Origin of the sequence: Streptomyces sp. NBC_01016, assembly GCF_026341035.1 — a bacterium.
GTDB lineage: Bacteria > Actinomycetota > Actinomycetes > Streptomycetales > Streptomycetaceae > Streptomyces.
The window spans coordinates 1,569,784-1,587,059 of the sequence record NZ_JAPEOQ010000002.1; the positions used below are offsets into that span (position 1 = coordinate 1,569,784).

Annotated in this window: 17 protein-coding genes and 5 tRNA genes; 13 read left to right on the forward strand and 9 right to left on the reverse strand. The window is 72.0% G+C overall.

From position 1 onward, the window contains the following. Positions 1-315 precede the first annotated feature (315 nt). The 3 genes from cobT (at position 316) to OG746_RS33910 (ending at position 6,641) form a co-directional block, all read left to right on the forward strand. On the forward strand, positions 316-4,299 hold the full coding sequence (gene cobT, locus OG746_RS33900) for a nicotinate-nucleotide--dimethylbenzimidazole phosphoribosyltransferase (RefSeq protein WP_266721679.1): 3,984 nt from the start codon (positions 316-318) through the stop codon (positions 4,297-4,299). 208 nt (positions 4,300-4,507) lie between these two features. Further along, positions 4,508-5,743, forward strand: a complete 1,236-nt coding sequence (gene cobA / locus OG746_RS33905; protein WP_266721681.1) for a uroporphyrinogen-III C-methyltransferase — start codon at positions 4,508-4,510, stop codon at positions 5,741-5,743. 64 nt (positions 5,744-5,807) lie between these two features. Further along, complete coding sequence (locus tag OG746_RS33910) at positions 5,808-6,641, forward strand: TrmH family RNA methyltransferase (RefSeq protein ID WP_266721683.1); 834 nt, start codon at positions 5,808-5,810, stop codon at positions 6,639-6,641. 3 nt (positions 6,642-6,644) lie between these two features. Here OG746_RS33910 and OG746_RS33915 read toward each other — a convergent pair whose 3' ends face one another. Then, positions 6,645-7,943 carry a serine/threonine-protein kinase gene (locus OG746_RS33915; RefSeq protein ID WP_266725604.1) on the reverse strand — a complete coding sequence of 433 codons (1,299 nt, stop codon included), beginning with the start codon at positions 7,941-7,943 and terminating at the stop codon, positions 6,645-6,647. Between the two features lie 199 nt (positions 7,944-8,142). Here OG746_RS33915 and OG746_RS33920 point away from each other — a divergent pair, with 199 nt between their 5' ends. The 4 genes from OG746_RS33920 (at position 8,143) to OG746_RS33935 (ending at position 10,374) form a co-directional block, all read left to right on the forward strand. Continuing rightward, entirely contained in the window at positions 8,143-8,418 is a 276-nt protein-coding gene (locus OG746_RS33920; protein WP_266721685.1) for a DUF8836 family protein, read from the forward strand. Between the two features lie 258 nt (positions 8,419-8,676). After that, a complete protein-coding gene (locus tag OG746_RS33925; protein WP_266721687.1) occupies positions 8,677-8,883 on the forward strand; it encodes a hypothetical protein in 207 nt (68 codons plus the stop codon). A gap of 156 nt (positions 8,884-9,039) precedes the next feature. Continuing rightward, complete coding sequence (locus tag OG746_RS33930) at positions 9,040-10,008, forward strand: aminoglycoside phosphotransferase family protein (RefSeq protein WP_266721689.1); 969 nt, start codon at positions 9,040-9,042, stop codon at positions 10,006-10,008. A gap of 69 nt (positions 10,009-10,077) precedes the next feature. After that, positions 10,078-10,374, forward strand: a complete 297-nt coding sequence (locus OG746_RS33935; protein ID WP_266721691.1) for a TFIIB-type zinc ribbon-containing protein — start codon at positions 10,078-10,080, stop codon at positions 10,372-10,374. A gap of 106 nt (positions 10,375-10,480) precedes the next feature. Here the strand turns inward: OG746_RS33935 and OG746_RS33940 are convergent. The 5 genes from OG746_RS33940 to OG746_RS33960 all read right to left on the reverse strand — a co-directional run bounded on the left by OG746_RS33940 (position 10,481) and on the right by OG746_RS33960 (position 10,927). Continuing rightward, positions 10,481-10,555: transfer RNA gene (locus tag OG746_RS33940), tRNA-Val, on the reverse strand. Between the two features lie 19 nt (positions 10,556-10,574). Beyond that, a tRNA-Val gene (locus OG746_RS33945) sits at positions 10,575-10,646 on the reverse strand. 24 nt (positions 10,647-10,670) lie between these two features. Continuing rightward, positions 10,671-10,742: transfer RNA gene (locus OG746_RS33950), tRNA-Val, on the reverse strand. 1 nt (position 10,743) lies between these two features. After that, positions 10,744-10,817: transfer RNA gene (locus OG746_RS33955), tRNA-Cys, on the reverse strand. A 37-nt stretch (positions 10,818-10,854) separates the two neighbouring features. After that, positions 10,855-10,927, reverse strand: a tRNA-Gly gene (locus tag OG746_RS33960). A 155-nt stretch (positions 10,928-11,082) separates the two neighbouring features. Between OG746_RS33960 and OG746_RS33965 the strand changes: the two genes are divergently transcribed. Genes OG746_RS33965 through OG746_RS33975 form a run of 3 tightly spaced genes read left to right on the forward strand, consistent with a single transcriptional unit; the run spans position 11,083 to position 13,840 of the window. Then, positions 11,083-12,117, forward strand: a complete 1,035-nt coding sequence (locus tag OG746_RS33965; protein ID WP_266721693.1) for a chorismate-binding protein — start codon at positions 11,083-11,085, stop codon at positions 12,115-12,117. Positions 12,118-12,150: 33 nt separating this feature from the next. Beyond that, positions 12,151-12,972: an aminotransferase class IV gene (locus OG746_RS33970; RefSeq protein WP_266721694.1), complete on the forward strand. Its 822-nt coding sequence runs from the start codon at positions 12,151-12,153 to the stop codon at positions 12,970-12,972. A gap of 43 nt (positions 12,973-13,015) precedes the next feature. Further along, positions 13,016-13,840 (forward strand): GNAT family N-acetyltransferase, encoded by an 825-nt coding sequence (locus OG746_RS33975; RefSeq protein WP_266721695.1) that lies wholly within the window; start codon positions 13,016-13,018, stop codon positions 13,838-13,840. 15 nt (positions 13,841-13,855) lie between these two features. Here the strand turns inward: OG746_RS33975 and OG746_RS33980 are convergent, their stop codons facing one another. Further along, the gene (locus OG746_RS33980) at positions 13,856-14,359 is read right to left on the reverse strand and encodes a DsbA family protein (protein WP_266721697.1); all 504 of its coding nucleotides are present in this window, start codon (positions 14,357-14,359) and stop codon (positions 13,856-13,858) included. 180 nt (positions 14,360-14,539) lie between these two features. Between OG746_RS33980 and OG746_RS33985 the strand changes: the two genes are divergently transcribed. Further along, positions 14,540-14,974 carry a hypothetical protein gene (locus OG746_RS33985; protein WP_266721699.1) on the forward strand — a complete coding sequence of 145 codons (435 nt, stop codon included), beginning with the start codon at positions 14,540-14,542 and terminating at the stop codon, positions 14,972-14,974. 143 nt (positions 14,975-15,117) lie between these two features. Further along, entirely contained in the window at positions 15,118-15,348 is a 231-nt protein-coding gene (locus OG746_RS33990) for a hypothetical protein (RefSeq protein WP_266721701.1), read from the forward strand. Positions 15,349-15,354: 6 nt separating this feature from the next. Here OG746_RS33990 and OG746_RS33995 read toward each other — a convergent pair whose 3' ends face one another. Together OG746_RS33995 and OG746_RS34000 are read right to left on the reverse strand one after the other, a co-directional pair. Next, a complete protein-coding gene (locus tag OG746_RS33995; RefSeq protein WP_266721703.1) occupies positions 15,355-15,915 on the reverse strand; it encodes a CGNR zinc finger domain-containing protein in 561 nt (186 codons plus the stop codon). A gap of 244 nt (positions 15,916-16,159) precedes the next feature. Beyond that, positions 16,160-16,573 carry an SsgA family sporulation/cell division regulator gene (locus OG746_RS34000; RefSeq protein WP_010351314.1) on the reverse strand — a complete coding sequence of 138 codons (414 nt, stop codon included), beginning with the start codon at positions 16,571-16,573 and terminating at the stop codon, positions 16,160-16,162. Between the two features lie 190 nt (positions 16,574-16,763). On the opposite strand from OG746_RS34000, the gene OG746_RS34005 reads away from it, so the two are divergent. Next, positions 16,764-17,234 carry a TIGR02611 family protein gene (locus tag OG746_RS34005; protein WP_266721709.1) on the forward strand — a complete coding sequence of 157 codons (471 nt, stop codon included), beginning with the start codon at positions 16,764-16,766 and terminating at the stop codon, positions 17,232-17,234. Positions 17,235-17,276 lie beyond the last annotated feature (42 nt).

Here is a 17,276-nt window from a genome sequence, read left to right on the forward strand (position 1 = left end):
GGCTCTTCGTACGCCAATGTCCCGAAAACGCACCACTTTTGAGGTGCGTGTGGTACGGCAGCGACCGGAGGACGCGCAACGTGGCGCAGTCCACAGAAGGCCATGGTCGAACTACGTTCCGTGGCCGCGGTCCGACCGGGACAATGCCTGTTGTCCGGAGCGGTTCGTGCCGCGCGGCGCGTGCGCTCGTTCTTGTTGACGGGCGGTCGAAGCGTCGCCCCGGACAGCGAAACAGTGATGCATGAAGGTGCTCGCAGTTCCGGCGGACGGCCGGGGGCGGCCAGGAAGTTCTCATTCGATGGGCGAGGGGTAGGCATGACCGACACCGGTCAAGTTCCGGGCGAAGGGCTGCCGGAGGACGCAGGTACGGCGGAGCCGCCGGGCGTTCCCGCACCCGGCGCGTACACCTACCTCGATCCCGCAGACGCCACGGCCGAGGACGACGAGATCCTCCTGATGCCCGGTTCGCAGGGCGCCTGGGGACAGCAGGCCACGGACCACAGCCAGGGACAGGGCCAGCAGTACGCCCAGCCCCAGGCCCAGTCCCAGCCCCGTCGTCCGCTGCACATGGGACCGGCCGTCCCGGACACCAACGGCAGCCCCGTCCGCTCGCTCGCCGACCGCGGCCCCGCCCAGCAGAACCCGATGCCGACCCGCCAGTCGGGCCCGCCCACCACCGGCCCGGAGTACCTGGACATCCCGCCGCAGGGCGCGGCCCCGTGGCAGCCGGCCCAGTCGCAGCAACAGGCAACCCCCGCAGAAACGGTCGCTCCGCAGTACGCGCAGCCCGAAACGCCCGCGCACGCCCAGGAGTTCGCCCAGGTCGGCGCCGAGTCGATGCCGGTCGGCGCGTATGCGGGCCAGGCCCCGTACGCCGCGCACGAGCAGGGCCAGGGCGGCTACGACTACCCGCAGCAGCAGGACTACGCCCCGCACGGGTACGCCCAGCAGCCCGCCGCGGACCAGACGCTCGGCCAGTTCGTCCCGGTGGACGGCATCGTCCCCACGACCCCGCACCTGGCCCCCACCCCGCCGCAGGCGATGGTGGTCCCGCCGCTCCCGGAGGAGCAGGAGGGCGTCGCCGCCGAGCAGGGTGTGGCGGAGCAGTACGCCGGCGTCGGTGAGCAGGTCGTCGCTCAGCAGCAGGCCGATGTGGACGAGCAGTACGCCGCGTACGCCGCGTCCGGCCAACAGGGCATCGCCGACCAGCAGGCCGCTGCCGCGCATGAGGTCGGGGCCGATCAGCAGGGCGCCGGCGCGCAGGCGGTGGCAGCCGGTCAGCAGGACGCGACCGGCCGCCAGGCAGCAGCCGGTCAGCAGGGTGCCGTGGGGCCGCAGGACGCCGCCGGGCAGCAGCCGGGCGAACCCGGCCCGCAGGCTGGTGCCGAGCACGAGGCCATGGCCGATCAGCAGGGCACCGGCGCGCAGGAGACCGGCACCGGTCAGCAGAGCGCTGCCGCGCAGCATGCTGCTGAGCAGGGTGCCGCGGAACCGCACGCCGCTGCCGAGCACGCGGGCGGGGCCGCCCAGCAGGACGTTGCCGCCCAGTACGCCGCTGCCGAACAGGGCGCCGTCGGCCAGCAGGCTGTCGTGGGCCGGCAGGCGGGCACCGGTCCGGAAGGCGTGGCCGGCTCGCAGGGCACGGCCGAGCAGCAGCCGGGCGTCGGTGAGCAGGGCGACGCCGGTCAGCAGGATGCGATCGGTCAGCACGGCGTCACCGGCGAGCAGCCTGCTCCCGGTACGCCGGGCGCGGTCGACCAACAGGACGCTGCGGGCCAGTGGGACGTGGTCGACCACCAGACCGCCACTGGGCAGCATGCCGTCGGAGACCCGCAGGGTGCGGCGGACCAACAGGCCCCTGCCGACCAGGAATCCCTGGCCGAGGAAGCCCCGGGCGCCCACGATGTCGTGACCGACTCGCAGGACCTGCACGGCCAGGCTGAATCGCAGCCCGCCGAGCCGGCCACTGCCGGACAGCAGGCCGTCGGCGACCAGTCGGCGGTGGGCGACGAGCAGGTCTCCGCCGCCCAGCAAGCCGTGGGCGGCCACGCAGTCGTGATCGACCCGCAGGCCGCCGCCGATCAGGCTGCCGCTGGTCGGGCCGCCGGTGACCAGTCGGCGATTGCCGACCAGCAGGTCTCCGCCGACCACCACGCTGTGGCCGACCACCACGCTGTGGCCGACCAGCAGGCCGTCCCCGGCCAGCAGAGCATTGCCCAGCCGCAGGCCACAGCCACCCCCCAGGCCGTTATCGATCCGCAGGACCCGCACGCCATGGCCAATCAGCAGTCCGCCGAACAGGCACCCACGGGCGACGAGGCGGCCGCCCCCGCGCTCATCGCGGAGCCCGTCGTCGCACACCCCGGCACGGCGCAGGGCCCCGAGTCCGCCGAGATCCCCCCGGAGGGGGCCGCGAGCGTTCCCGCTCCGCGCGAAGGCGACTCCGGCGCGATCCCGCTGCCCGAGTCCGCCCACCCCGAGGACCCCGCGGAGCAGACCGTCGCGCCCGCCGAGCTGACGGGCGAGCCCGAACACCTGGCGCCGGAGCCCGAGGCCGCCGAGCCGCACCCCGCCGCTCCCGCCTACGACGACGCCGAGCGCGAAGCCGTCCTGCGCGTCATGCGCGAACGCCGCGACATCCGCAACGGCTTCCGCAGCGACCCGATCCCGCACGAGGTGCTGCTGCGCGTCCTGGAGGCGGCCCACACGGCGCCGTCCGTGGGCCACTCGCAGCCCTGGGACTTCGTGGTCATCCGCTCGGCGGACACCCGCCGCGCGATGCACGAACTGGCGATGCGCCAGAAGGACGCGTACGCCAAGTCCCTGCCCAAGGGCCGCGCGAAGCAGTTCAAGGAACTGAAGATCGAGGCCATCCTCGACACCCCGGTGAACATCGTCGTCACCGCCGACCCGACCCGCGGCGGCCGCCACACGCTGGGCCGTCACACGCAGCCGCAGATGGCCCCGTACTCCTCCGCGCTCGCGGTCGAGAACCTGTGGCTCGCGGCCCGCGCCGAGGGCCTCGGCGTCGGCTGGGTCAGCTTCTTCGACGAGCGCGAGATGGTCCGCTCCCTCGGCCTGCCGGAGCACCTGGAGGTCGTGGCCTACCTCTGCGTCGGCTACGTCGACGAGTTCCCGGAGGAGCCGGAGCTGATGCAGGCCGGCTGGTCCAAGCGCCGCCCGCTGTCGTGGGTCGTGCACGAGGAGACGTACGGCCGCCGCGCCCTGCCCGGCGAGGACCCGCACGACCTGCTCGCGGAGACCGTCTCCAACATCCGCCCGCTGGACGCCAAGGCGCTCGGCGAGGCGTGGGAGCGGCAGAAGCGGATGACGAAGCCGCCGGGCGCACTCGGCATGCTGGAGATCATCTCCGCCCAGCTGTCCGGCCTGTCCCGCGTGTGCCCGCCGCCGATCCCGGAGCCCGCGGCCGTCGCGATCTTCGCGGGCGACCACGGTGTGCACGCCCAGGGCGTCACCCCGTGGCCGCAGGAGGTCACCGGCCAGATGGTCGCCAACTTCCTGGGCGGCGGCGCGGTCTGCAACGCGTTCGCGAGCCAGGTCGGCGCCGAGGTCTGCGTGATCGACGTCGGCGTGGCCGGTGAACTCCCGGCCACACCGGGCCTGTTGCCCCGCAAGGTGCGTGCCGGCACCGCCGACATGACGACCGGTCCCGCCCTGACCCGCGAAGAGGTCAAGGAGGCCATCGAGGTCGGCATCGAGACGGCCCGCGACCTCGTGGCCGCCGGCAACAAGGCGCTGCTCACCGGCGAGATGGGCATCGCGAACACGACGGCGTCCGCGGCCCTCATCTCGGTCTACACCGAGGTCGACCCCTCCGAGGTCACCGGCCGCGGAACCGGTATCAACGACGAGACGCACGCCCGCAAGGTCGAGGTCGTGCGCCGCGCGCTGGACCTGCACAAGCCCGACCCGGCCGACCCGCTCGGTGTCCTCGCGGCGGTCGGCGGCCTGGAGCACGCGGCCATGGTCGGCCTCCTCCTCGGCGGCGCGTCCCTGCGCACCCCGGTCATCCTCGACGGTGTCAGCGCCGGCGCGGCCGCCCTGGTCGCCCGCGCCATCGCCCCCGAGGTGCTCGCCGCGTGCATCGCGGGCCACCGCAGCGCCGAGCCCGGCCACGTAGCGGCCCTGAACAAGCTGGGCCTGCGCCCCCTGGTCGACCTCGACCTCCGCCTCGGCGAGGGCACGGGCGCCCTCCTGGCCCTCCCGATCGTCCAGAGCGCGGCCCGCGCCATGCACGAGGTCGCCACGTTCGACTCGGCCGGGGTCACAGAGAAGTAGCCCCCACCCCGCCCCTTCCCGAAACCGGGGGCTACGCCCCCGGACCCCCTCGCCTCAATCGCCGGCGGGGCTTGATCATCAAGCCCCGCCGGCGATTGAGGCGGCCTGTCCGGCAGGACTTTCGGGAAGGGGCGGGGTGGGGGAAACCTCCCCGTCACGCCCACGACGTACGCTCACACCAAACCCGCCGCACGCCAGAGGACACCGCATGCCCGCCGCCGACCACCCCGCCTACCCCGTAGGCCTCCGCCTCACCGGCCGCCGAGTCGTCGTCCTGGGCGGCGGCCAGGTGGCCCAGCGCAGGCTCCCCGCCCTGATCGCCGCGGGCGCGCACATCACCCTGATCTCCCCCTCCGCGACCCCTTCGGTCGAGGCGATGGCGGACGCCGGTGAGATCACCTGGACCCGGCGCCGCTACGAGCGGGGCGACCTCGCCGACACCTGGTACGCCCTGGTCGCCACCAGCGACCGCCCGACGAACGACGCGGCCTCGCAGGAGGCGGAGGAGACCCGCACCTGGTGCGTCCGCTCCGACGACGCCGACGAGGCGACCGCCTGGACCCCGGCGACGGGCCGCGCGGACGGCGTGACCGTCGCCGTCCTGACGACCTCGGCCGCGGACCGCGACCCCCGCCGCACCGCCGCGGTCCGCGACGCGATCGTCGAGGCCCTGCACGACGGCACCGTCGCCGTGCAGCGCGACCACAAGCCGGGCGTGGCCCTGGTCGGCGGTGGCCCCGGCGACCCGGACCTGATCACGGTGCGCGGCCGCCGCCTCCTCGCCGAGGCCGACGTCGTGATCGCCGACCGCCTCGGCCCGCGCGACCTCCTCGACGAACTCCCGCCGCACGTCGAGGTGATCGACGCCGCGAAGATCCCGTACGGCCGCCAGATGGTCCAGGAGGCCATCAACCAGGCCCTGATCGACCACGCCAAGCAGGGCAAGGCCGTGGTCCGCCTCAAGGGCGGCGACCCGTTCGTCTTCGGCCGCGGCATGGAGGAGGCCCAGGCGCTGGCCGCCGAGGGCATCCCGGTCACGGTCGTCCCCGGCATCTCCAGCTCGATCTCGGTCCCCGGCGCCGTCGGCATCCCGGTCACCCACCGCGGCGTCGCCCACGAGTTCACCGTCGTCAGCGGCCACGTGGCGCCGGACGACGAGCGTTCCCTGGTCGACTGGGCGGCGATGGCGAAGCTGACCGGCACGCTCGTGATCCTCATGGGAGTCGACAAGATCGCAAAGATCGCCGAGGCCCTCGTCTCGTACGGCAAGGCCCCGGAGACCCCCGTCGCCCTCGTGCAGGAAGGCACGACGGCGGCCCAGCGCCGCGTCGACGCCACCCTCGCGACGGTCGGCGAAAAGGTCGTCTCCGAAGGGGTCAGGCCCCCGGCCGTCATCGTGATCGGCGACGTGGTGAACGAGAACCCGCACAAGCAACAGAAGTAACCAGCGGTAACACAACTCGTTCCGAGCCGTTGGCACCACACCCAGAACAAGGCAGTATCGACCCGTGGCTGAAGCTGAATCCCGAGGGCTCATCACCATCGATGACCCCGACGACCCGCGCCTGTCCGACTACACGGGCCTGACCGACGTAGAACTGCGTCGCAAACGCGAACCGGCCGAGGGCCTGTTCATCGCCGAGGGCGAGAAGGTCATCCGGCGCGCCAAGCTCGCCGGGTACGAGATGCGCTCGATGCTGCTGTCCGCGAAGTGGGTCGACGTCATGCGCGACGTCATCGACGAGGTCCCGGCCCCGGTCTACGCGGTCGCGCCGGACCTCGCCGAGCAGGTCACCGGCTACCACGTGCACCGCGGCGCCCTCGCGTCCATGCAGCGCAAGCCGCTCCCCACAGCGGATGAACTGCTCACCACCGCTCGCCGCGTGGTCGTCATGGAGTCGGTCAACGACCACACCAACATCGGCGCGATCTTCCGCAGCGCCGCCGCGCTCGGCATGGACGCGGTCCTGCTCTCCCCGGACTGCGCCGACCCGCTCTACCGCCGCTCCGTGAAGGTCTCCATGGGCGCCGTCTTCTCGGTGCCGTACGCGCGTCTGGACGCCTGGCCGAAGTCCCTGGAGACGGTCCGCGACGCCGGCTTCGAACTCCTCGCGCTGACCCCGGCCGAGCAGGCCAAGTCCCTTGACGAGGTGGCGCCGCACCGCATGGACCGCGTCGCGCTGATGCTCGGCGCGGAGGGCGACGGCCTGTCGACCAAGGCCCTGATGGCGGCGGACGAATGGGTCCGCATCCCGATGGCCCACGGAGTCGACTCGCTCAACGTGGGCGCGGCGGCCGCCGTCGCGTTCTACGCAGTGGCGACGGGCCGCCCCGAACTCTGACGGTCAGCCTTCGGAAGGGCTCTGCGCGCTTTCCGGAAGCGGCAGCGCCCGCGCGGACGTCGTCTTCTGTACGCCGCTGTCACCGAGGCCGCGCGTCGGCCCCTGGCAGCCCTGCGCCGCCGCGATCGCCAGCGCCACGAGCAGCGTCACGACGACGAACACGAAGAGCCGCTGCCGCAGCAGCCGCGGATTCGCGGGCCGCAGCTTCTTGCCGCTGCCCGTGCCGTTCGTCCGCGGAGCCGGGCGCCCCGCACCACTGCGCGGCCCCGACCTGCTGTTGCCAGAACGGCTGTTCGTGTTCCGGCCGGGCGCCGACCCGTGGTTGCTCCTGCCGTTGCTGGGCCGCGACGTCGGAGTCCCCGGCTGCGTACGCCGCTGGGTGCGCTGCCCCTCGTGGGTGTCGGAGAGCCGTCCGGTCGGACGGTCCTGCTCGGCGGTGCGCGGCGCGGGCGGGCGCGGCTCCGCGACGATGCCCTGCGCCTCACGGGCCGCGATCTCCTTGAGCCGCAGCGACAGTTGCAGCGTGCTGGGCCGCTCCTCCGGGTCCTTCGCGAGGCACGCGCGCAGCAGCGGCGCGAGCGCGTCCGGCACCCCGGCCAGCTGCGCCTCCTCGTGCACCACCCGGTAGAGCATGACCTCGGAACTGCCGTGCCCGAAGGGCGAGTCGCCCATGGCCGTGTACGCGAGCGTGGCCCCCAGGGCGAACACATCGGTCGCGGGGGTCACGGTGGCGCCCCGCACCTGCTCGGGCGCGAGGAAGCCGGGGGAGCCGACGGCGGTGCCCACGTGCGTCAGCGTCGAGGCGCCGGTCGCCCACGCGATACCGAAGTCGATGATCCGCGGCCCCTTCGGGGACAGCAGGATGTTCGACGGCTTGAGATCCCGGTGGACCACGCCCGCCTCATGAACGGCGACGAGCCCCTCCGACAGCGCGGCGCCCACGGCGGCCACGTCCGATGCGGCCAGCGGGCCCTCCTCGGCGACCTTGTCGTGCAGCGAGGGACCCGGCACGTACTGCGTCGCGAACCACGGCCGCTCCGCCTCCAGATCGGCGGCGACGAGCCGGGCCGTGCAGCCGCCGCGGATCCGCCGAGCGGCGGACACCTCGCGCGCGAACCGCGACCTGAACTCCTGGTCCTCCGCAAGATCCGGCCTGATCACCTTGAGCGCGACCCGCTGGCCACGCCGGTCGGACCCGAGATAGACCACGCCCATCCCGCCGGCCCCGAGGCGTCTGTGAAGCCTGAACGAGCCGACGACGCGCGGGTCCTCGCGCCTGAGGCGCATCATCGCCATGTTCATCCCCGCTGCTGCCCGGTCCGTCTGACGAGCCACAGCTTACGTTTTCGCGCACGGCGGCGCGCAAAGGCCGCGCCCTCGCGGCCGATTCGATTGTCAGTGCCCGGTGGGAAACTTGAAGGGTGGTCAGGGCGCGCGGGAGCGGGGCGGCTTGCCGCGGGCCCGCGGGCCAACAGGGCGGCGTTAAAGGGGGATTGGACCCATGAAGGGTGACCGGGTCGAGATAGTCGTGGATGCCGGGGACACGACGCGTACGTACGAGGTGACGGCCGGCCGGGCGGGCCGCAGGGTGGAGACGGCGGTGCGCAGAGGGGTGGTGGAAGTGAGCGAAGTCACCCGATCCGGATCCGTGGTGCGCACCGCGCGCTTCATGGCCACCAGGGTGCTCGCCCTGGTAGAACACCCGGTCCCGCGCGAGGAGCCCGCCGAGCGTGAGGCCCGCATCGGCCGCCCCCTGGGGGATGACCCCGAGGCCTAGGTCCTCGTCTCCACCCAGGGGAGTACGCCGACCGGAGGTGGTCATCCTCGGGGAGGCCCGGCAATCGGTACGAGGGCATGACGTCCCGGGCGCCCGCCACTCATAGATTTGAGGTCAAGCGGCGGGTGCAGCACTCGTCCCCCGAGGTCAGGCACTCGCCGCTTGCCAAAGATTCAAGAACTCATGAGGCGAAGAAACTCGTGAGACGCAAGAACTCAAGAGACGCAAGAACTCAAGATTTCGACCGGGGAGAGGACCATGGCGGACACAGCACCGCGGACGACAGCGTTCCGCACAGCGGCCCGCAGGGCGGGTCTTTTCGGTGGCCCCGCGACCGAGCGCCGGCATCCGCTGGTGGCCGCGGCCATGGTTCTCCCTCTAGCGGCCCTTCTCGTCGTCGTATTCGGCGGCTGGGACGCGATGGTCACACAGGCGTCGTCCGTGGGCGTGATGCTGGGGCGCTGAGCGGCGCTCCCAGGCCCGGATGAGCGGTCCGGGCGGGGACATCCGGCCATGAAACCCCGTGGGGACGGGGGTGCGGCGGACGGCACAAATGCTGCGCGCAGCTGGGGAGCTGCGCGCAGCATTATTTTGTGCCCGCCGCACCCGTAGGCTGCGGCCGTGACCACGCTCATCGTTCCCGCGCTGAGGGCCGAGGCCCGGGGTGCGGCCCATCCGTCGGGGATCGCCTGCGTCTGCGGCGCCACGACCCTCGCCGACCGCCCCGACGCCACGGTGGTCCGGCACGGCGACACCGTCGCCAAGGCGCACGCCCCCGACACCGACCCGGCCGAGCTGGACCTGCGCCTGGCCGTGGCCGACCACCCGGCCCTGTCCGGCGTGCTGCTGCGCCCGCTGCGCCCGGCGGCGACCGCCCTGGACGACCGGCTCGTCACGTTCTGGCCGCACGGCACCCCCGTGGACCCGGATCACCCGGAAGACGCCCCCTGGGAGGCCGTGGGCGCCCTTCTCGCCCGCCTGCACTGCACGCCGGCGCACGAACTCCCGCCCGCGCTGCCGCCCATGCGTGGCCCGCTCAAGGCGGCCAGTGCCGTGGCCCGCCTCCGGGCCTCGGCCCCCGACCACCGGGCCGCACGGCCGATTCTCGACGCCTGGCGCACCCTGCCGCCCTGGGCCCGCGCCGAAGCCCCGTACGCGCACGCGAGCACCCTGTGCCACGGTGATCTGCACCTCGGCCAGCTGGTCCGCCACCCCGCCGACTCGGACGACTCCGCCGACAGCGACGCATGGACGCTGATCGACGTCGACGACCTCGGAATCGGCGACCCCGCCTGGGACTTGGCCCGCCCCGCCGCCTGGTTCGCCTGCGGTCTGCTCTCCGCCGAGGACTGGACCCGCTTCCTCGGCGCGTACCAACGCACAGGCGGCGCAAAGGAACTGGGCGTCCCCGACCCCTGGCCCGCCCTGGACGTACCGGCCCGCGCCCTCACCGTGCAGACCGCCGCGCTCGCCGTCGCGAAGGCCACGGACGCGGGCCGCGCGCTCGACGAGGTGGAGGAATCCGTCATCGACGCGTGCGCCCGAATGGCGTCGGTGCCGCCGCAGTTCGAGGACGAACCGGCCAAGTAGGGTGCGGGGGACGGAAGCCGGGAAGCGTTCCGGCGAAGCAGCACCGAACGGCGAGGAGTTGAGCCGAGCATGCAGTGTCCGAAGTGTCACGCACCGATGCACACGTACAACCGCAATGGCGTCCAGATCGAGCAGTGCAGCGGGTGCCGCGGGATATTCCTGGACTACGGCGAGCTGGAGTCGCTGACCCGCATGGAGTCGCAGTGGCAGCAGCAGGCCCCGCCGCCCCCGCCCGCCCCGCAGGGCTACCCGGCCCCGGCGGCCCCGGCGTGGGGAGCTCCGCAGCACGGCGGTCACCACGGTGGGCACCACGGCCATCACGGTCACCACAACCGTGGCTTCGGCCGGATGCTGTTCTCCTCCTGAGGCGCTGAGCGGCTCTTCGCGAGAAGAGCCGCCCCACTCGCCCCAGAGCTGTTCGAGCCGTTCGACACGAAGAAGCCCCCGGCCACGAGGACCGGGGGCTTCTTGCTGGTGCGCGATACTGGGATTGAACCAGTGACCTCTTCCGTGTCAGGGAAGCGCTCTCCCGCTGAGCTAATCGCGCGGGAACCCACAGGGGGCAGTGGACGATACTGGGATTGAACCAGTGACCTCTTCCGTGTCAGGGAAGCGCTCTCCCGCTGAGCTAATCGTCCGGGATGGAAGCCTTGCGGCCTCAGTGCGCGATACTGGGATTGAACCAGTGACCTCTTCCGTGTCAGGGAAGCGCTCTCCCGCTGAGCTAATCGCGCTTGGAGGTGGAGACGGGATTTGAACCCGTGTAGACGGCTTTGCAGGCCGTTGCCTCGCCTCTCGGCCACTCCACCAGGAGCGTAGGGGTTCGGGAAGATCCCCCACATCCTGAGCGAACGACCGGGTTCGAACCGGCGACCTCAACCTTGGCAAGGTTGCGCTCTACCAACTGAGCTACGTTCGCGTGTCTTTCCGGTCCGCTTGCGCGTCCCGGCGACGTGTTGAACTCTAGCGGATTCCTGGGGGAGGTCCAAAACGCGTTTGCGCAGCGTGCTGCGGTGCGACCGACGAAGGTCCTGCTCAGGTGGGCCCGTCGTCATCAGCCATAGACTCGAAGGTGTGCACGACCTCCCTGCTCTGGCCCGCTTCGGCGGGCTCGTCGCGACCGATCTGCGCGACGTCACCAGCGATCCCGCGGCCCTCGACTCCACCGGGTTCTGGGCCGTCTGTGCCGATTTCGAGGGCCGCCTCGTCTGCGCCCGCTTCGGACACGTGCGCGAGGAAGTGGTGCCCGCGCCGCGGCCCGGCTCCTGGCCCGGACCTGCGCCTATGGACTGGACGTCGTCGCTCGACCACGCCGCGTACACGGACGGTGTGCGGCGCATCCGCGCGCACATCGAGACCGGTGAGGTCTACCAGGCCAACCTCTGCCGCGTGCTGTCCGCGCCGATATCCCCGGGCGCCGATGTGGACGCCCTCACCGCCCTCCTCGCGCGCGGGAACCCGGCGCCGTACGCGGGCACCATCCGGCTTCCGGACCACGGCGTGGAGGTCGCGACGGCCTCGCCCGAGCTGTTCCTGCGCAGGGACGGCCGGTTGGTCGAGTCCGGGCCGATCAAGGGGACCGGGCGCACCGAGGCGGACCTCCTCGACAAGGACCACGCCGAGAACGTGATGATCGTCGACCTGGTCCGCAACGACCTGGGGGTCGTCTGCGCCACCGGAAGCGTGACCGTGCCCGAACTGTGTGTGGTCGAGAAGCACCCGGGCCTCGTCCACCTCGTCTCCACCGTGCGCGGCGAGCTGCCCGAGGCGGCCGGCTGGCCGGAACTGCTCGACGCCGCGTTCCCGCCCGGCTCCGTCACCGGCGCCCCGAAGTCCAGCGCCCTGCGGATCATCGACGAGCTGGAGACGGCGCCGCGCGGCCCCTATTGCGGGGGCATCGGCTGGGTGGACGCGGACCGGGGGAGTGGGGAACTGGCCGTCGGGATCCGTACGTTCTGGATCGACCGCGGCCCGGACGGCGACTTCCTGCGCTTCGGTACCGGGGCCGGGATCACCTGGGGCTCGGACCCGGAGCGCGAGTGGCGGGAGACCGAGCTGAAGGCGGCGCGGCTGCTGGAGGTAGCGTCGGGAAGGTACACGGACGCCTAGCCAACGGGGTCCGGGCAAGCTGGAGGGAACGTAGTGAAGATCTGGCTCGACGGTCGGCTGCAGGACACCGAGGAGGCGCGCGTCTCCGTCTTCGATCACGGGCTCACCGTGGGCGACGGCATCTTCGAGACGGTGAAGGCTGCCGAAGGCAAGCCGTTCGCCCTCACCCGCCACCTCGACCGGCTCGCCCGCTCGGCCCGCGGGCTCGGCCTGCCCGAGCCCGACCTCGACGAGGTGCGCCGCGCCTGCGCCGCCGTCCTCGAGGCCAACCCGATGGCCCTCGGCCGGCTGCGCATCACCCACACCGGCGGCCTCTCGCCGCTCGGCTCCGACCGCGGCGACCATGGCGCCACGCTCGTCGTCGCCCTCGGCGAGGTCAAGCGGCGCCCCGACACCACCTCCGTGATCACCGTCCCCTGGACCCGCAACGAGCGCGGCGCCCTCGCGGGCCTGAAGACCACCTCGTACGCGGAGAACGTCGTCGCCCTGGCCCGCGCACACGAACACGGCGCGTCCGAGGCCCTGTTCGCGAACACGGTGGGGCAGCTGTGCGAGGGCACGGGCTCCAACGTCTTCGTCGTCCTGGACGGCGAGATCCACACGCCGCCGCTCGCCGCGGGCCCGCTGGCCGGCATCACGCGCGCCCTCGCCGTCGAATGGACCGGCGCCAAGGAGACGGACCTGCCGCTGTCCGTGCTCTCGGAGGCCGACGAAGTGTTCCTGACGTCGACGCTGCGCGACATCCAGGCCGTGCACCGCGTCGACGACCGGAACCTGTCCGACGCACCTGGCCCCGTCACGGCCAAGGCGATGCGCGTGTGGGAAGAGCGGGCAGCAGAGCGCCTGGACCCGTAAAGCCCTTGCCGCTTCGGGGGTGCGGATGGGTACAACACCCGTGATGACCACGACCCTGCGGCCGACCGAGCCGCTCCAGCGAACCCCCGACGGCTCGCGCTCCCGCCACTACGCGGTATGCGTGAACAGCCGCCCCGTCGGCACCCTGCACCTCGCCACGCACCCGGTCTTCGGCCCGTCCGTCGCCCAGGTCCTGGACCTGCGGATCGACGAGAAGGACCGGGGGCGCGGGCGTGCCACCGTCGCCGCGCTCGCCGCCGAGGAGGTCGCCCGCTCCTGGAACTGCCGCCGCGTCGAGGTGGCCGTCCCCGCCGACGCGCAGGGCATGCTCCGCCTCGCGGGCGCCCTCGGCTACGTGGAGCGCAACCGCAACATGACGAAGGCCCTGCCCGAACAGCCGCCCGCCCTGCCCGGAGGCAGCGTGGGCCGGCGCATGACGGAGGCCGAGTACGGGCCGTGGCTCGCGCACACCAAGACGGGGTACGCGCGCACCTGGGTCGAGCGCGGCGCCACCGAGGAAGAGGCGCGTCAGAAGGCGGAGCGCGATCACGCCGCGCTGCTCCCGGAGGGCGTCGCCACCCCGGACGTCCTGCTCAGCGTGCTGGAGCACGACTCCGAGCGGGTCGGAACGCTGTGGGTGGCGCAGCGCCCCGACGGGGCGTTCGTCTTCGACGTCGAGGTGTCGGCCGAGCACCGGGGGCGTGGCCACGGGCGCTCGCTGATGCTGCTCGCCGAGGCGGACTCGATCGCCGCGGGCGCCACCCGGATCGGCCTCAACGTCTTCGCACGCAACGCGACCGCGCAGTGCCTGTACGACTCGCTCGGCTACGAGCCGACCGGTCACTACCTCTACAAGCAGCTGCTGTGACAGCCGCTGTGAGGGTCAGGCCTGCTCGGCGAGCAGCCGGTCCGCGATCGCCTCGATCCGCTCGCGCAGCCCCTCCTGGCTCTTGCCGCCGTGCAGCAGCTCCCCGCCGATCTCGTACGTGGGCGTGCCGGTCACGCCGATGACCTTGCCCTCGGCCTGGTCGGCGTCGACGATCAGGATGTGCCGGCCGTCGACGAGCGCGGTGTCGAACTCCTCGGCGTCCAGGCCGAGTTCGCCCGCCACCGCGACGAGGAACGCCTCGCCCTTGCGGTCGAACTCCTCGACCCGCCCGAGTACGGCCTCCACGTACGGCCACCCCTTGCCCTGCGCGAACGCCTCCTCGGCGGCCTGCGCACCGGCGAAGGAGTGCTTGTGCTTCTCGAGCGGGAAGTGCCGCAGGCGCAGCTCGACGCGGTCGCCGTAGCGCTCGCGCAGCGCGCGGAGGTCGTCCAGGGCCGAGCGGCAGTCGGGGCACTGCAGCTCGCACCACATGTCAAGGATGGGGTTCGGGGCGTTCATGGGTGCCAGTCTTCCAGGACCGTCCGCCGGGCCCAACCTGGACCTGCGGAGGAGCCCCGACCCCGAGATGTCCCCCAGATGTGGCCGAGGTGGGCCCCGGGCGTGGCCCGCGGACCCCAAGGCGGTGCAGGATGGGAGGAGGGGGAAGCGCCCCACGATGTCCGAACTCGGGAGGACCGGATGATTGCCGAGACCGTGTGTTCCGCCGTTGCCGTGGCGGGCCTGGGCATCGCCGGGGTTCTCGCCTTCCGAAAGCGGTTCCTCAAAGCCGCTCGTGCCGTCGCCTACGCCCTCGTACCGCTGGGCCTGGTGATGACGGGCGCGGTGGAGTGGGCTGTGGACACGGCGTTCAGCCCGACCGCCTGGGCCGGCTTCGGTGTGCTCGGCGCCGCCTGGCTGATGTTCATGGGGACGCGGGCCGTCGAGCGGCGCCGCTCCGGCCGCCCCGCCAAGGAGCGCGAGGCCGCCATCGCTCCCGCGGCGTCCGCGCCCTCGCTCGGCGAGAGCCGGCGCCCCACGCCCGCGGCGCAGCCGAAGCAGGCGAAGCCGACGAAGGCCGAGCCCTCGGAGGACTTCAGCGACATCGAGGCGATCCTCAAGAAGCACGGCATCTGACAGCAGCACGGCATCCGACCGAAGCACGGCATCTGACGCCAACCGGCGCCCGCGGCCCGCTGTCACGGGTTCCCGCCAACTACCCCTCGAAAGTGGTCGGTTGAGTGCCCGCCACCCGATAAGTGCGCCATCATCACGACGAGATGCTGGACACACCGCAGCTGCCCGACCAGCTGGACGCCGACCAGGGGCAGGCGCCCCACAGCGAGCCCGCGCCGCCCGTGCCCGTACGAACCGAGAAGCGGACAGAGAAGCGGACCGAGAGCCCGCGAGGCTGCCTCTTCGCGCTCTCCCAACCCCCGCTGATGATCTTCCTGGGGGTGATCGGCAGCCTGCTCCTGATGGCCGCGCTGCACGACCTGCTCCTGCTGTGAACGGATTCAGCCCGTGGCTTCCTTGCGGCGCGCCCGGTACGCCGCGACATGCAGCCGGTTCCCGCACGTACGGCTGTCGCAGTAGCGGCGCGAACGGTTGCGGGACAGGTCGACGAACGCGAACCGGCAGTCGGGCGCCTCGCAGCGCCGCAGCCGCTCCTGCTCCCCGGCGACCACGAAGAACGCCAGGGCCATCCCGCAGTCGGCCGCCAGGTGGTCGGCGACGGAGGCGCCGGGCGCGAAGTAGTGCATGTGCCAGTCGTAGCCGTCGTGGTCCGTCAGGCGGGGAGTGGTGCCCGCCTCCGCGACCAGCTCGTTGATCACTGCCGCCGCCGCCCGCTGGTCACTCGCCGCGAACACGGCCGAGAAGCGGTCACGCACCGCACGCACCGAGTGGAGATCATTTTCGGCGATCACGCCGACATCGCTGACATCGTTCCTTCGTACGAAATCCGTCAGCGCGGCCAGACTCTCGAGCCCGTCCGCCTTCGCCTCGCCGTCCGGTGTCGTGTTCACCAGATCGACCACGGTGTCGAGCGCGCACCGGGTGTCGTGGGTGATCAGCACGATTCGCTCCATGGCCTGGGGTAGGGCTCCCGCCCGCCGATGCCGCACGAGCCTAGTACCTGCGGGCCACCAGGAACGCACCTGCGCCGCCACCGTGGAAACTCCCACGGCGACGGCGCAGCTGTATGCCGTATGCGGTTGTCCCGACCGTGATGCCGTGCCGTTCCCCGAGTGGACGGCACGGCATGCTCTCGCGCTGCTCACGCCGACCGGGTGCCGGCGCGGGCCTCCTCGTTCCGCGGCGCTAGTTTTCCGCGAGGATGTGCGACAGCTCCTGGTCGAGGTCGAAATGGCGGTGTTCCGTGCCGGGTGGCACGGCGGCGTCCGTTCGCTTGAGGAACGACTCCAGGGCCCGCGCCGGGGCCTCGAGCAGAGCCTCGCCCTCGGGAGAGCTCAGGGCGATGCAGACAACGCCCTGACCGTGGCTACGGGACGGCCAGACTCGGACGTCTCCGGTGCCGGTAGGCCGATGAAGGCCTTCGGCGAGGAGGTCGCGGGCAAACACCCATTCGACTGTCTCCTCGGCTCCGGTGTGGAAGGTGGCGTGCACGGCATAGGGATCGGCCGTGTCATACCGCAGACCTGCGGGAACGGGCAGTGAGGACTCGCTCGACACAACGAGGCGCAGGTGCAGCTCGCAGCTGACCGTGGTGTTCATAAGCGCCAGGGCCTTTCGCTCAGTGTGCGCTCGGGGATTCGCACGTCGGCGAAATCGACATGCCACCTACGGTGCCGTTGTAAACCCCTCTGAGTGTTTTGAGTGTCTTTAGGTAGCTCGTACGGCCGAGTCTTATCTGCGGGAGAACGCCCATTCCGGTGACGCGAAAGAGTCGGGTAGGTTTGAGCGTATGAATACGGGGAGTGACAAGGGGGCCAAGGAGCCCGAGGCGCCCGAGACGGCCGATGCGGCCTCCGGGGCCGGTGCCGACGGTGCGGCTTCCGAGGAGAAGCCGCTCGGGTCGCGGGCGCCGGGGTTCATCCAGGCCAGGCGGACGCTGCATCTGAGCTGGCAGGTCGGCGTCTTCATCGTGGGGCTCGCGGTCGTCGTGGGCGGCGTGATCATGCTGCCGCTGCCGGGGCCCGGCTGGCTGGTGATCTTCGGCGGCATGGCGATCTGGGCGACCGAGTTCGTCTGGGCGCAGCTGGTCCTGCGCTGGACGAAGCGGAAGGTCACGGAGGCGACGCAGCGCGCGCTCGACCCGAGGGTGCGGCGGCGGAACATCATCCTGACCACGATCGGCGTCGTGATCATCGCCGTGCTCGGCGGGGTCTACGTATGGAAGTTCGGGCTCGAGATGCCGTGGAACATCAAGCAGTGACCGCAGGCGGCGCAGAGTGGTCCCAGGCACCCGCTGACATGG